Source organism: Mycobacterium sp. E1386 (genome assembly GCF_001672745.1).
Classification (GTDB): domain Bacteria; phylum Actinomycetota; class Actinomycetes; order Mycobacteriales; family Mycobacteriaceae; genus Mycobacterium.
The window spans coordinates 68,728-80,066 of sequence record NZ_LZKH01000033.1 but is presented as its reverse complement, the minus strand read 5'-3'; the positions used below and the strand labels follow the sequence as shown (position 1 = coordinate 80,066).

General features: G+C 67.6%; 11 protein-coding genes, 3 tRNA genes and 1 pseudogene. 8 read left to right on the top strand and 7 right to left on the bottom strand.

Annotated features, from left to right (window positions below; translation table 11 throughout):
- Both A5709_RS04085 and A5709_RS04080 read right to left on the bottom strand, forming a co-directional pair.
- Nucleotides 1-285: pseudogene (locus A5709_RS04085) on the bottom strand (hypothetical protein); the annotation flags it as partial.
- Between the two features lie 80 nt (nucleotides 286-365).
- Nucleotides 366-1,016, bottom strand: coding sequence for a DUF1345 domain-containing protein (locus A5709_RS04080; protein WP_068118180.1), 651 nt, complete (start codon nucleotides 1,014-1,016; stop codon nucleotides 366-368).
- A 207-nt stretch (nucleotides 1,017-1,223) separates the two neighbouring features.
- On the opposite strand from A5709_RS04080, the gene A5709_RS04075 reads away from it, so the two are divergent.
- Nucleotides 1,224-2,543 carry a serpin family protein gene (locus tag A5709_RS04075; RefSeq protein ID WP_156767956.1) on the top strand — a complete coding sequence of 440 codons (1,320 nt, stop codon included), beginning with the start codon at nucleotides 1,224-1,226 and terminating at the stop codon, nucleotides 2,541-2,543.
- Between the two features lie 443 nt (nucleotides 2,544-2,986).
- On the opposite strand, the gene A5709_RS04070 is transcribed toward A5709_RS04075, so the two are convergent.
- Nucleotides 2,987-3,059: transfer RNA gene (locus A5709_RS04070), tRNA-Arg, on the bottom strand.
- 43 nt (nucleotides 3,060-3,102) lie between these two features.
- Nucleotides 3,103-3,191 (bottom strand) — tRNA-Ser (locus A5709_RS04065).
- 84 nt (nucleotides 3,192-3,275) lie between these two features.
- On the opposite strand from A5709_RS04065, the gene hisC reads away from it, so the two are divergent.
- Both hisC and A5709_RS04055 read left to right on the top strand, forming a co-directional pair.
- Complete coding sequence (hisC, locus tag A5709_RS04060) at nucleotides 3,276-4,343, top strand: histidinol-phosphate transaminase (RefSeq protein ID WP_068010526.1); 1,068 nt, start codon at nucleotides 3,276-3,278, stop codon at nucleotides 4,341-4,343.
- A gap of 11 nt (nucleotides 4,344-4,354) precedes the next feature.
- Nucleotides 4,355-4,816: a DUF4334 domain-containing protein gene (locus tag A5709_RS04055; protein WP_068118172.1), complete on the top strand. Its 462-nt coding sequence runs from the start codon at nucleotides 4,355-4,357 to the stop codon at nucleotides 4,814-4,816.
- A gap of 83 nt (nucleotides 4,817-4,899) precedes the next feature.
- Here A5709_RS04055 and A5709_RS04050 read toward each other — a convergent pair whose 3' ends face one another.
- Nucleotides 4,900-5,484: a TIGR03086 family metal-binding protein gene (locus tag A5709_RS04050; RefSeq protein ID WP_068118170.1), complete on the bottom strand. Its 585-nt coding sequence runs from the start codon at nucleotides 5,482-5,484 to the stop codon at nucleotides 4,900-4,902.
- 23 nt (nucleotides 5,485-5,507) lie between these two features.
- Here A5709_RS04050 and A5709_RS04045 point away from each other — a divergent pair, with 23 nt between their 5' ends.
- The 4 genes from A5709_RS04045 to A5709_RS04030 are packed head-to-tail and all read left to right on the top strand — an operon-like array spanning nucleotide 5,508 to nucleotide 8,967.
- Complete coding sequence (locus A5709_RS04045; RefSeq protein ID WP_067948317.1) at nucleotides 5,508-6,332, top strand: crotonase/enoyl-CoA hydratase family protein; 825 nt, start codon at nucleotides 5,508-5,510, stop codon at nucleotides 6,330-6,332.
- Nucleotides 6,333-6,357: 25 nt separating this feature from the next.
- A complete protein-coding gene (gene lipE / locus A5709_RS04040; protein WP_068118167.1) occupies nucleotides 6,358-7,593 on the top strand; it encodes a lipase LipE in 1,236 nt (411 codons plus the stop codon).
- Nucleotides 7,594-7,622: 29 nt separating this feature from the next.
- Nucleotides 7,623-7,814 carry a hypothetical protein gene (locus A5709_RS04035; RefSeq protein ID WP_066953390.1) on the top strand — a complete coding sequence of 64 codons (192 nt, stop codon included), beginning with the start codon at nucleotides 7,623-7,625 and terminating at the stop codon, nucleotides 7,812-7,814.
- 34 nt (nucleotides 7,815-7,848) lie between these two features.
- A complete protein-coding gene (locus tag A5709_RS04030; RefSeq protein WP_067948313.1) occupies nucleotides 7,849-8,967 on the top strand; it encodes a hypothetical protein in 1,119 nt (372 codons plus the stop codon).
- 4 nt (nucleotides 8,968-8,971) lie between these two features.
- Here A5709_RS04030 and A5709_RS04025 read toward each other — a convergent pair.
- Nucleotides 8,972-9,058 (bottom strand) — tRNA-Ser (locus A5709_RS04025).
- Between the two features lie 37 nt (nucleotides 9,059-9,095).
- Here A5709_RS04025 and A5709_RS04020 point away from each other — a divergent pair.
- Nucleotides 9,096-10,064, top strand: a complete 969-nt coding sequence (locus tag A5709_RS04020) for an NAD(P)H-quinone oxidoreductase (RefSeq protein ID WP_068118191.1) — start codon at nucleotides 9,096-9,098, stop codon at nucleotides 10,062-10,064.
- 14 nt (nucleotides 10,065-10,078) lie between these two features.
- On the opposite strand, the gene A5709_RS04015 is transcribed toward A5709_RS04020, so the two are convergent.
- Nucleotides 10,079-11,275: a cysteine desulfurase-like protein gene (locus A5709_RS04015; protein WP_067948311.1), complete on the bottom strand. Its 1,197-nt coding sequence runs from the start codon at nucleotides 11,273-11,275 to the stop codon at nucleotides 10,079-10,081.
- Nucleotides 11,276-11,339 lie beyond the last annotated feature (64 nt).

The following is an 11,339-nucleotide window of genomic DNA, read 5'->3' as shown; positions in this document are numbered from 1 at the left end:
CGTCACCGTTGTGGTCGGCGCGGTGGTCGTAGTCGTCGCTGCCGGACTATGCGCGGGCGAACCGGCCACCAGCTTGACCACCGCAAAGGCCACGAGCGCAAGCACGATCACCCCGATCGCGCCGGCCGCCACCAGCGCCGCGGGGCGGCGGTACCACGGAGTGGGCGGCTCGGGCTGGGGCGCCGGCTCGTCGTAATACCCGCCGCCGAGCTCCGACACCCCCACCACAACGGAAGCGCCGAGCACCGTTACGGTCTCGCCGAGCACCGACACCAGCACCGTCACGCAAACACAAACCGTGACCGTGCCGCCCCGTCGCGGCCCGTTCGGGGGCCCGTTCGGCGGACGCTAGCGGTCGGGAGGCGTCACAGTTTGGCGCCCAGCCCGGCGACCATGTTGATGGTGACCGCAAGGATCACCGCGCCGAAAAGGTACGACAGCAGCGCATGGCGTAAAACGGTTGCGCGCAGCCGAGAGTTGTTGATCTCCGTGTCGGAGACCTGAAAGGTCATACCGACGGTGAACGCCACATATGCGAAGTCCAGGTATCGCGGCGGATGTGGGTCGTGGAAATCGATGCCCCCGGCCTCGTCGGAGTAGTAGAGGCGCGCGTAGTGCGCGGTGAAAAGCGTATGCACGGCAAACCAGGACGCCACCACGGCCAGAATGCCCACGCCCGCTGCTGCGAGGGCTTGGGCGCCCGAATGTGTGCCCGCCGCGACTACGTATCCGACCCCGCCGAGGCTGCCCAGGCTCGCTGAGACGATGACCACGTCGGCGAGCAACCGGGTGGCGTCCTCGCGTGTCGCGTGCCGAGCGGTGCGTTGGGCGTCCATCGGTCCGATGATCAGCCAGCTCCACGCCACGTACACCGCTGCGGCCACCACCCAGCCGAGCAGGGCGAACCTCCAACCGAGCGCATCAGCGATGGCGACCGCAGCCGCGGTTCCGGCTATCAAGGCAACAAAGAGCCGCACCGCGACCGTGTCACGGAGAAGGCGCACATAGGAGGTCACAGCATCGACTTAAGCAGATGCCGCCGCTTGCGACCGGTCGAACGAGGTCCCCAACCGCGGTCGACCGAGGTCTCCGGGAGCGCGGGGAGGGATTCGAGCCCTCGACCCTCTGTTGGTGATCGCCGACCGCTCAACGTATTTCGGCGGGGTTTTCATAGCGCGCGATTTGCCTAATGCCCGCGCCTCGAGGCGCTCATACTGGTCACCGTGAAGCGCCTAACCCGTAAATCCCGTGTCGGATTCCACGGGATAGTTGCGGCTGCCGTTGTTTTCGCGAGTGCCGTCGGCTGCGCGAGTGAGCACAATCGTGGTGCGTCCACACCAGGACCGACACCGGCGTCCGTCACGCATTCAAACCTTCCGTACGACAACACTCCAGACGTTGCCCCCGCGCAGGAGCAGAGTTTTGTCAATGCCACCAACGGGTTCGGGCTGGATCTGTTCCGGCGCATGTCGGCGGCCAGTGAAAAGAACCTGGTCTTCTCTCCACTGAGCCTCAGCGTTGCGTTGTCGATGGTCTATGCCGGCGCCGCCGGTGACACCGCTACCGAAATGAAAGCCGCTTTGCGCGATCCGTTCGGCACTGACACCTACCACCGTGCCATGAATCAACTGCTGCGCGAACTGCGCTCACGCAATCGCGCCGCGATCTCCGCCGACGATCCGAGGAGTATCGAGCTGGCGATGGTCGACGCGGTCTGGCTGCAGCGCGGCATTTCAGTTCGCGCGCCGTTCCTCGACATCCTCGCCACCCAATACGACGCGGGCGTGCATCTCGCCGACTTCAAGGGCAACCCCGACGGCCAACGAGTCGCCCTCAACAACTTCGCCAGCGACGCGACCAAAGGGCAGATCAGAGACCTGATCCCGCCGGGCGTGATCGACGAGTCCACGCGTGCGGTGTTGCTGAACGCGGCCTACCTGAAGGCGAGCTGGGATAGGCCATTTCCGACAGAACTTACGGCCGACGGCAGCTTCCGCCTCACGCCTCAGGCAACGGTCACCGTGCCGATGATGCACAAGGCGAGTTCGCTGCGCCACGCGGCTGGGTCGAATTTCCAGGCGGTGGAACTTCCTTACGTGGGCGACGACCTCAAAATGCTGGTCGTGGTGCCGACCGAGGGACAGCTGCAGGCGGTCCGCAACAGCATCGACGACGCTTGGTTCCGCAACTTGTCCTTCGTGCAGGGGCCGGTCAGCCTCACTTTGCCCAAGTTTCGCATCAGCTGGGGACCCGAGGAATTCAAGGAAACCTTGGCGGCGGTGGGGATGCCCCGCGTATTCGACCAGAATCGCGCGGACTTCTCCAACATCACCACCGACGAGAAGCTGTACATCCCACGGGTGCTGCAGAAGGCCTTCGTCGGGATCGACGAGTTCGGTACGGAAGCCGCAGCCGTTTCGACGGTCATCGGTGGCGGGTTTGGTCCGGTCGAAGAAGTGACGGCCGATCACCCATTCCTGTTCGCCATTGTCGACAAGACCGGCGCCGTGGTCTTCGCGGGGCAGGTGATGGATCCGCGCTGAAGCACGGCGCTAGTCCGCAATCATGTTGGCGGGAAGGGGTTTACCCGGCGGCGTTGCAAGGCCGGAAGCTCCCCGCCGACGCGGTGCGGGGACCGCGGCGACAACCGGGGCGACAGGATTTGGCCGAGCCGTGCGGCGACCCAGCCGGGTTCCGTCAGACCTGAAGGCGCAACAGCGTTGGACCGCTTACATCAAGGTGCAAGTGGTGACGCCTGCAGTTGTGGTGCAACCGCAACCCGACATCAGCAATGCGCTGGAGGCGATCATCAGGGCGGCGAGGGTTCTGGTGACACGGGACATGGCACTCAACTCCGATGGTGTGTGCGGAACTGAATTAATCGCCCGAGGCCCTTAACATACGCCCGCCGGCGACAGCGTGGGGCGATTCCGCAGATTGTCGATCGCGCCCATCGAGCGAGATCGACAACGTCCTACCGAGTGAGCGCGCCCGAAGGGATTCGAACCCCTAACCTTCTGATCCGTAGTCAGATGCTCTATCCGTTGAGCTACGGGCGCCCGTGTTCAGTTGTCTTGCGTCGCGTTCCTCGAAAAGACCCAGCGGAGGCGAGAGGATTTGAACCTCCGGTCCCCTTTGAGGGGGACAACTCATTAGCAGTGAGCCCCATTCGGCCGCTCTGGCACGCCTCCCTTGGACTGTTTGAGGGTACCCGACCCCTTTCCGGTCTCGCGGAACCGGCCATAGCGTACACATCCGCGACATAAACTGTCGAAGTGACCGCTCGCCTGCGTCCCGAACTGGCCGGACTGCCAGTCTATGTGCCCGGCAAGAACGTGCCGGGCTCGATCAAGCTAGCCAGCAACGAGACCGTGTACGGCCCGCTGCCCAGCGTGCGGGCGGCGATCGAGCGCGCCGTCGCCGTCGTCAACCGCTATCCGGACAACGCCAGCGTGGACCTCAAGGCGGCATTGGCCATGCACCTCGGCTCCAACGTCGCCCCGGAGCACATCGCGGTCGGCAGCGGTTCGGTCACCTTGTGCCAACAGTTGGTGCAGATCACCGCATCCGCCGGCGACGAGGTGATGATGGGCTGGCGCAGCTTCGAGTGCTACCTGCCCATCGTCCAGGTTTCCGGCGCGACCGCGGTCAAAGTGCCGCTGACCGACCACACGCACGACCTCGACGCGATGCTCGCCGCGATCACCGACCGCACCCGGCTGATCTTCGTCTGCAACCCGAACAATCCGACGTCCACGGTGGTCGACCCGGACGCCCTGGCCCGGTTCATCGAGGCCGTGCCGCCGCAGATCCTGATCGCCATCGACGAGGCCTACGTCGAATACATCCGCGACGGCATGCTGCCCAACAGCCTGGAGCTCGCACTATCCCGCAGCAACGTCGTTGTGCTGCGGACCTTTTCCAAGGCGTACGGCCTGGCGGGCTTGCGTGTCGGTTATGCGATCGGCCACCCCGACCTCATCACCGCGCTGGACAAGGTGGTCATGCCCTTCGCCGTGACGAACGTCGCCCAGGCGGCCGCCATCGCGTCGCTGGAGGCCTCCCACGAGCTGGCGGCCCGCACCGACGCTCTGGTGGCCGAGCGCACCCGGGTCAGCGCGGGGTTGCGCGACGCCGGGTTCACCCTGCCGCCCTCGCAGGCCAACTTCGTCTGGTTGCCGCTGGGTGCCCGCACCGCGGACTTCACCGAGCAGGCCGCCGACGCTCGGCTGGTGGTACGGCCGTTCGCGGGCGAGGGGGTGCGCATCACCATCGGTGCGGTGGAGGAGAATGACGCTTTGTTGCACTTCGCCCGCGACTGGATTTCCCGCACCGAAGCTTAAGGAGCACTCCATTGGACTTGGCGCGCAAGCAGTTCACCGAGTTCAAGGAGCGCGAGGGCGAGATCCCCGACACCGAGCTCGACGACTTCTGGGCCGGCCTCGAGCCCGCGACGATCGAGGGGATGCTGGGTGAGTGGAAGGGCGGCGAGTTCCGCACCGGCCACCGGATGAGCGGCCAGCTGGAGAAGGCGGGCTGGTTCGGCAAGACCTTCTCCTCGGCCCGCGACGTGCAGCCGCTGGTCTGCCTCGACGCCGACGGCAACAAGTTCTCTAACAAGGAGATGGGCAAGGGCGAGGCCAGCCTGTGGCTCGAAGAGTTCCGCGGGGAGGTCACCGCGACGATGGTCTACGACGGCCAGCCGGTGCACGACCACTTCAAGAAGATCGACGACGACACCGTGATGGGCATCATGAACGGCAAGGGCGTCCGGGATAACGGCCGGTACTACTACTTCTACCTCGAACGGGTGTAGCGGCTGAGCCTTCGAATGTGCGGCTGGACGCACATTCGCCGACCAGTGTGCGGCTGGACGCACATTCGGCCAAGCGACGAGCGTTACCGCGCGGGGTTGCGGCCGGTGAACGCGACCAATTGCTCGAGCGCGCCGGCATCTTCGGGCACGTCCACCGGGTCGTCGAACCCCGCGCCGCCGCGGAACTCCGGCCTGATGACCTTGCGCGCCAGCCCCAACACGTACTCGGACAGCGGCTCGGGCGCGTTGATCTCGTGTCCCACGGCTGCTGCGAAATCCCAAGCGTGGACCAGGAATTCGATCGACAGGACGGCGCACGCACTCTTCGCGGGCATCTCGGCCTTGCCGAACGGCACCGACCCGTCCAGGCCGTGGCGGTGCCAGGCGTCCAGCGCGGGCCGGGCCGCCGCTACCACCTGGCGTTCCACCGAATCGGCTTCGTCGCGCTCCGGAACCTCCGCGCCGACCATGCCACCCAGGGCGGTGATCGAGTTCAGCAGGTGATCGGTCAGCTGTGCCACGTCGAACTCCGCACACGGGGTCTGCCGCGACAGGTCGTCGGCGGCGATGGTGTGCAGCACCCGCTGCAACACCCCGAGCGTGTCCTCAGCGCTGTGCAGTTCGTCGGTGGGCGGCGAATGGGGGCCGGGCCGCAAATCAGGAGCCATGTTTGCAACGCTACGGTCTCGATATGGCGCAAGCATACGAATCCGTCACGGTGGAAACGAAAGATCACGTCGCCCAGGTGACGCTGATCGGCCCGGGCAAGGGCAACGCGATGGGCCCGGCGTTCTGGTCGGAGATGCCGGAGCTGTTCGCGGCGCTGGACGCCGACCCCGAAGTGCGGGCCATCGTCATCACCGGCTCCGGGAGGAACTTCAGTTACGGCCTGGACGTGCCCGCGATGGGCGGCTCGTTCACCCCGCTGCTGTCCGGGGACGCGCTGGCCGGCCCGCGGGCGGTCTTCCACGCCGAGGTCAAGCGCATGCAGGGCGCGATCACCGCGGTCGCGGATTGCCGCACCCCGACCATCGCCTCGGTGCATGGCTGGTGCATCGGCGGCGGGGTCGACCTGATCTCCGCGGTCGACATCCGCTACGCCAGCTCCGACGCCAAATTCTCGGTGCGCGAGGTCAAGCTGGCGATCGTCGCCGACGTCGGCAGCCTGGCCCGCCTCCCGTACATCCTGAGCGACGGGCACCTGCGCGAACTCGCGCTGACCGGTAAGGACATCGACGCGGCCCGGGCCGAGACGATCGGCCTGGTCAACGACGTGTACGACGACCCAGAGGCGACCCTGGCCGCCGCGCATGCCACCGCGGCCGAGATCGCCGCCAACCCGCCGCTGGCCGTGCACGGCATCAAGGACGTCCTCGACCAGCAGCGCGTCGCCGCGGTGTCGGAGAGCCTGCGCTACGTGGCCGCTTGGAACGCCGCCTTCCTGCCGTCGAAGGACCTGACCGAGGGCATCGCGGCGACATTCGAGAAGCGCCCGCCGCGGTTCACCGGGGAGTGATCCGGCGCCACGTACCCTCGCTGAGGTGACATCAGACGGCAAGATCCGCGTCCCGGGCGACCTGGACGCCGTGACGACGATCGGCGACGAAGACCACTCGGAAATCGACAGCGCCGCGGTCGAGCGGATCTGGGGCGCCGCGCGGCACTGGTACCAGGGCGGCTTCCACCCCGCCATCCAGCTGTGCATCCGCCGGCACGGGCGCGTCGTGCTCAACCGCGCGATCGGCCACGGCTGGGGCAACGCGCCGAGCGACCCGCCCGACGCCGAGAAGATCCCCGTCACGCCGGACACTCCGTTCTGCGTGTACTCGGCGGCCAAGGGAATGGCGGCCACGGTGGTGCACATGCTCGTCGAGCGTGGCGTCTTCTCGCTCGACGACCGCGTCTGCGACTACATCCCCACCTTCACCAGTCACGGCAAGCATCGGATCACCATCCGGCACGTCATGACCCACAGCGCCGGGCTTCCCTTCCCGACCGGGCCCAAACCCGACGTCAAGCGCGCGGACGACCACGAGTATGCGCAACAAAAGCTGGGTGAGCTGCGCCCCCTCTACCGGCCGGGACTGGTGCACATCTACCACGCGCTGACCTGGGGTCCGCTGGTGCGCGAGATCGTTTACGCGGCCACCGGCAAGGAGATTCGCGAGATCCTCGCCACTGAGATCCTCGACCCGCTCGGTTTCCGGTGGACCAACTTCGGTGTCGCCAAGGAGGACCTGCCCCTGGTGGCGCCGAGCCACGCGACGGGCCGCCCGTTGCCGCCGGTGGTCGCGCAGATCTTCCGCAAGGCGATCGGTGGGACCGTGCACGAGGTGATCCCGATCACCAACACCCCGATGTTTCTCACCACCATCATCCCGTCGTCCAACACGGTGTCGACCGCGCACGAGATGTCACGGTTCGCCGAAATCTGGCGTCGCGGTGGGAATCTCGACGGCGTGCGGGTGATGAGCCCGGAGACGATGTACGGCGCGATCAAGGAATGCCGCCGACTGCGACCGGATTTCGCGGTCGGGTTGCAACCGGCCCGGTGGGGCACCGGATTCATCCTCGGAACGAACCGCTGGGGTCCGTTCGGGCTCAACTCGCCGCATGCGTTCGGCAACCTCGGCCTGGTCAACATCGCGATCTGGGCCGACCCGGCGCGCGGCCTGGCCGCCGGCGTGGTCAGCAGCGGAAAGCCCGGGCGCGACCCGGAAGCCAAGCGGTACACCGCCCTGATGGACACGATCACCGCCGAGATCCCCGCCGGTTGAGGGTCGCCTCCGGTGGGAACACTGCCGCCATGGCTACCTACCGAGTGCTCAACCCGAAGGGCGACGTCGTCGCGACGAAGGACATCGAAAGCGCCGACAAGGCGCACGCGTGGTTCGCCGATGAGGCGGTCGAGGGCAACGAACTGGGCTGGCGCATGGAGGTCGAAGCCGACGGCGAATGGCGGTTCTTCGACAGCAGCGAAGGCGATCGCAGCTACTAGTGTTTGCGGCCCGCCTCGTCGGGCACCCAAAGACATGGACTCTGAACGCTTCCGCAAGCTGCTAGAGGCCCCCGCGCCGTTCGCGTCGGTCTACTTCGACGACTCGCACGACACCCACGACGCCGAAGCTCAGCTCGACCTCAAATGGCGGGCGCTGAAGGAAGACCTGGAACGGCAGGGCGCGCCCGCGGCGGTGACCGAGGAAATCGGCCGTGCCGTGCAGGATTTGCGTCCGCCGATCGGCCGCAGTGGCCGCGGCGTGGTGGCGAGCGCCGAGGGCGTGCTGCTCAACGAACACCTGACCCGGCCCACCGCCGAAGCGGTCGTCCGGGTCTCCGAATTGCCGTTCGTCCTTCCGCTCGTCGAACTCGGCTTCGACTACCCCGACTATCTGCTGGTGGTGGTCGACCACACCGGCGCCGACATCACCACCCACGTCAACGGCACGCTGCGAACGGAAACAGTCGACGGCGGAGGCTATCCCGTGCATAAAGCCGCCGGGGCAGAAACTGCCGGATACGGCGACCCGCAACTGCGCACCGACGAAGCCGCCCGCAAGAACGTGCGCGCCGTCGCCGACCGGATCGGACAGCTCGTCGACGACAAGTCCATCGAGCTGGTCTTCATCGTCGGCGAGGTGCGGTCGCGCTCGGACCTGCTGGCCACCCTGCCGGATCGGCTGCACGACAAGGTAATTCAGCTACAAGTGGGCGCGCGGCACAGCGGCCACGACGACGAGGAAGTGCAGCGGGCCATCGAAGCCGCTTTCGTCGAGCGACGGTTGAAGGTGATCGACGCTGCCGCCGGTCGGTTCACCGCCGAGGTGGGCCGGCAGTCCGGGCTCGCCGCCGAGGGGCTCGACGCCGTCTGCTCCGCGCTGCGCCAGGGCGCGGTCGACACGTTGATCGTCGGCGATCTCGGCGACGCCACCGTGGTCGCCGACGAGGCGCTGACGACGATCGCCCCGAATGAGAACGTGCTGTCGGAGCAGGGCGCCGCGCCCGCCAAGACGCTGCGGGCCGACGAGGCGCTGCCCCTGTTCGCGGTTTCCATCGGGGCGTCGCTGGTGCGCACCGACGAGCGGATCGCACCGGCCGACGGTGTCGGTGCGCTGCTTCGCTACGCCCTAACGCTGCACCAGCCCGCCGGCTGACACGCGGTGGCGGAGGGATTTGAACCCCCGGACGGTGTTAGCCGTCTCTCGCTTTCAAGGCGAGTGCATTAGGCCGCTCTGCCACGCCACCACGAGTAAGGGTAACGGGGGTCGGTAGCGTGGCCACCATGCGCGCCATAGTCGCCGAATCCCCCGATCAGCTGTCCTGGCAAGACGTCCCGGACGCGTCCGCCGGGCCCGGCGAGGTGCTGATCAAGGTCACCGCGGCCGGCGTGAACCGCGCCGACCTGCTGCAGGCCGCCGGCAAATACCCGCCGCCACCGGGCGCCAGCGAAATCATCGGCATGGAGGTGTCGGGCGTCGTCGCGGAAACCGGCGACGGCGTCTCGGATTGGCCCGTCGGCCAAGAGGTTTGCGCGCTGCTGGCCGGCGGCGGATACGCCGAGTACGTCGCCGTCCCCGCCGGCCAGGTGATGCCGATTCCCTCTGGAGTCGACCTCGTCGACGCGGCCGGGCTACCGGAAGTGGCCTGCACGGTGTGGTCGAACCTGGTGCTGACCGCCCACCTCGGCAAGGGGCAGCTGCTGCTGGTGCACGGCGGCGCCAGCGGGATCGGGAGCCACGCGATCCAGGTCGCGCGGGCGCTGGGCGTCCGGGTGGCCGTCACGGCCGGCTCGGCGGAGAAGCTGGAGTTCTGCCGCGAGCTGGGCGCCGAGATCACCATCAACTACCGCGACGAGGACTTCGTCGAGCGGCTGCGCGAATGCGGTGGGGCCGACGTGATCCTGGACATCATGGGCGCCGCCTACCTGGACCGCAATATCGACGCCCTGGCGACCGACGGGCAGCTGGTCATCATCGGCATGCAGGGCGGCATCAAGGGCGAGCTCAACATCGCCAAGCTGCTCGGCAAGCGCGCGCGGGTCATCGGCACCACGCTGCGCGCCCGGCCGGTGACCGGCCCGAACAGCAAGACGGAAATCGTGCAGGCGGTGATCGGGTCGGTGTGGCCGATGATCGCCGAGGGCCGCGTCCGGCCGATCATCGGCGCCCGCATGCCCATCCAGCAGGCCGCGGAGGCACATCAACAGCTGAGGTCGAGCAAGGTGACCGGCAAGATCGTGCTGACGGTCTAGCGGCCCCTGAAAGCTCAGCCCAGGGAGGCCAGCGCGCGGACCAACTGGTCCACCTCGGCCGTCGTCGAATAGTGCGCGAGCCCGACGGTGACCGCGCCGCCGATGTCGTTGACGCCCAGCACGTCGAGCGCGCGGGAATTCTCGTTGGTGACGGCCAGGATTCCGTTGTCCGCCAGCCGCTGCACCACCCGTTCGGCGGGCACGCCGTTCAAGGCGAAGCTGACCACGGGGATCCGCACCTCCGGACGGCCGATCACCATGACCAACGGCAACGACCGCAGCGACACCATGAGGTAATCGAAGATCCGGTTCAGGTAGAGGCTGGCCGATTGCATCGACACCGACAGGCGTTCGCGGCGGCTACCGCGGGCGGACTCGTCGAGTGCGGCCAGGTACTCGATGCTGGCGACCACCCCGGCGAGCAGACCGAACTGGTGCGCGCCGATCTCGAGCCGCGCCGCGCCGGTCGCCTTGGGGTCCGTCGAGATGGAGCTGAACGAGTTGAGCAGCGCCGGATCGCGGAACACCACCGCGCCGATCGGCGGACCGCCCCACGCCAGGGCGTTCACCGCCACCACGTCGGCGTCGCTCTCCTTGACGTCGAGCAACCGGTACGGCGCCGCGGCGGAATGATCGACCACGACCAGCCCGCCCACGTCGTGCACCAGCTTGGTCATGGCTCGCAGGTCGGTGACCGTGCCCAGGGTCGCGGACGCGGATGCGACGGCCACCAGCCTGGTCGACTTCCCGATCAGACCCTCCCACTGCCAGGTCGGCAGCTCGCCGGTCTCGATGTCGATCTCGGCCCACTTCACCTTGGCGCCGTAGCGGTGCGCCGCCCGCAGCCACGGGGCGATGTTCGCCTCGTCGTCGAGGCGGCTGACGACCACCTCGTAGCCCAGCCCGGCGCGCGACGACGACGCCTCCGCCAGCGCCGACAACAGGATGGCGCGGTCGGCCCCGAGCACCACGCCCGCGGGGTCGACGTTGAAGAGGTCGGCCACCGCCGCCCGCGCCGCCTCCAGGATGGCCGCGCTGCGCTGCGCGGACGGGTGCGCGCCCGCCGTGGTGGCGCTGGACCTGCGGAAGGCCGTCGAAACGGTGGTCGCGACGGAATCGGGGATGAGCATCCCGGCCGGCGCGTCGAAGTGCACCCACCCGTCACCCAGCGACGGATGCAGTCCGCGCACCCGGGCGACGTCGTAAGCCATGCCAGCCACCTTAGAGCTTGCGCATTTCCGCGAAACTGTGACCGTAGCGGGTGCCATACAGCTT

What these genes read in the sequence shown, in the direction of transcription:
- A5709_RS04015 (WP_067948311.1), bottom strand. Translation starts at nt 11,275, where the DNA reads ATGGCTTACGACGTCGCCCGGGTGCGCGGACTGCATCCGTCGCTGGGT.
- A5709_RS04020 (WP_068118191.1), top strand. Translation starts at nt 9,096, where the DNA reads ATGCGCGCCATAGTCGCCGAATCCCCCGATCAGCTGTCCTGGCAAGAC.
- A5709_RS04030 (WP_067948313.1), top strand. Translation starts at nt 7,849, where the DNA reads ATGGACTCTGAACGCTTCCGCAAGCTGCTAGAGGCCCCCGCGCCGTTC.
- A5709_RS04035 (WP_066953390.1), top strand. Translation starts at nt 7,623, where the DNA reads ATGGCTACCTACCGAGTGCTCAACCCGAAGGGCGACGTCGTCGCGACG.
- A5709_RS04050 (WP_068118170.1), bottom strand. Translation starts at nt 5,484, where the DNA reads ATGGCTCCTGATTTGCGGCCCGGCCCCCATTCGCCGCCCACCGACGAA.
- A5709_RS04045 (WP_067948317.1), top strand. Translation starts at nt 5,508, where the DNA reads ATGGCGCAAGCATACGAATCCGTCACGGTGGAAACGAAAGATCACGTC.